Source organism: Flavobacterium sp., from assembly GCF_013822155.1.
In the GTDB taxonomy this organism is placed as follows: Bacteria; Bacteroidota; Bacteroidia; order Flavobacteriales; family Flavobacteriaceae; genus Flavobacterium.
In genome coordinates, this window is the sequence record NZ_PNJW01000185.1 from 1 (window position 1) to 1,320 (window position 1,320).

1 protein-coding gene is annotated in these 1,320 nt (G+C 33.8%); it reads left to right on the plus strand.

Features of this window, described 5'->3' with window-relative positions; all coding sequences use genetic code 11:
- Positions 1-1,320 (plus strand): hybrid sensor histidine kinase/response regulator (locus C0512_RS15810; RefSeq protein ID WP_290863308.1); only part of this gene is annotated, 1,320 nt, incomplete at both ends.

Here is a 1,320-nt window from a genome sequence, read left to right on the forward strand (position 1 = left end):
GATGTTGGTCAACGCGATTTGACATTGGAACAAGTTACAACATCTAAAGATCTTAAATTTAGCCCGATGCTGAATGAAAATACGGATTTTGGGTTTACTACGCACAATTTCTGGATACGATTTCAGCTTAAAAATACTGCCAAAGAAAAGTCATATTATTTTTTTGAAACCGCCAGACCTATAACCGATGTTGCCGAACTTTATGTAATTAGTCAAGATAATAAAATCACAAAATTCATAAGCGGTGATGCTATTCCACGGGAGCAATCAAGTTTTGACCACAGAAAAACCATTTTCAAAATAGAGCTCAATCCCGAAGAACAAAAACAATTCTATCTTCATGTAAAAAGCGACGGTGAAATGCTTTCGATGCCGATGATTCTTTACAGTTTGGAGGCGTTAATTCAAATGACTTCTTTTGAGCAATTTGTCTTTGGTTTTTTTTATGGTATTTTGATTATTGCAGCCATTTTGTATTTGTTCTTTTTCTTCGGGATGCGAGACAAAACATTCCTATATTACAGCATGTATGTGGTCTTTATTGGATTGCTACAATTTGCTATTGATGGTTATTTTTACCAATTTATCACACCACAATCCGGCTGGTTTTCTTTACACGCTGTAATTATATTTGCCTGTATTGCGAATTTCTTCTTAGGTCGATATGCACAAGTTTTTTTGAAAATAAAAGAAACCAATCGAACCATCAATTATGCTTTTTATGTTTTGTATTTTCTTAATGCTGCGTTATTTTTATCCTTGTTCTTTATTCCGAAAGCACTACAATACTCCTATCCTATTGCCAATGCGCTAGGCTTAATTGTTTTGTCATTAATCATTGCTTCACAGATTTCCATTTACAGAAAAACTAAAAAAATTGACCGTTTTTTCGCCATTGGCGTATTCTTCTTAGTTTCGGGTTTTGTCGTTTTTATTCTAAAGAATTTTAGTGTATTGCCTTTAAATTTTTGGACAGAAAACGGATCAAAATTGGGTACCGGAATGGAAGTTATTTTCTTATCCCTTTCGATGGCGAATTTGATTCGAAACCTAAAAAACGAACGGGAAGAACTGCAAACACTAGCCTTACAAAAATCGGAAGAAATGAACGAATTGAAGTCTTATTTCTTATCCAATATCAGCCACGAGTTGCGAACGCCTTTAAATGCCATTTTGAATACCGCTAAATCTATGGCAAAAGAGAGCAATAACAAGGAAATTCAAGACGGAAGCCAAATTATAAAATACTCAACTTACAGCTTATTGAGTTCGGTAAATGACATTCTAGATTTTTCTAAGATTGAAAAAAACGAAATTAAA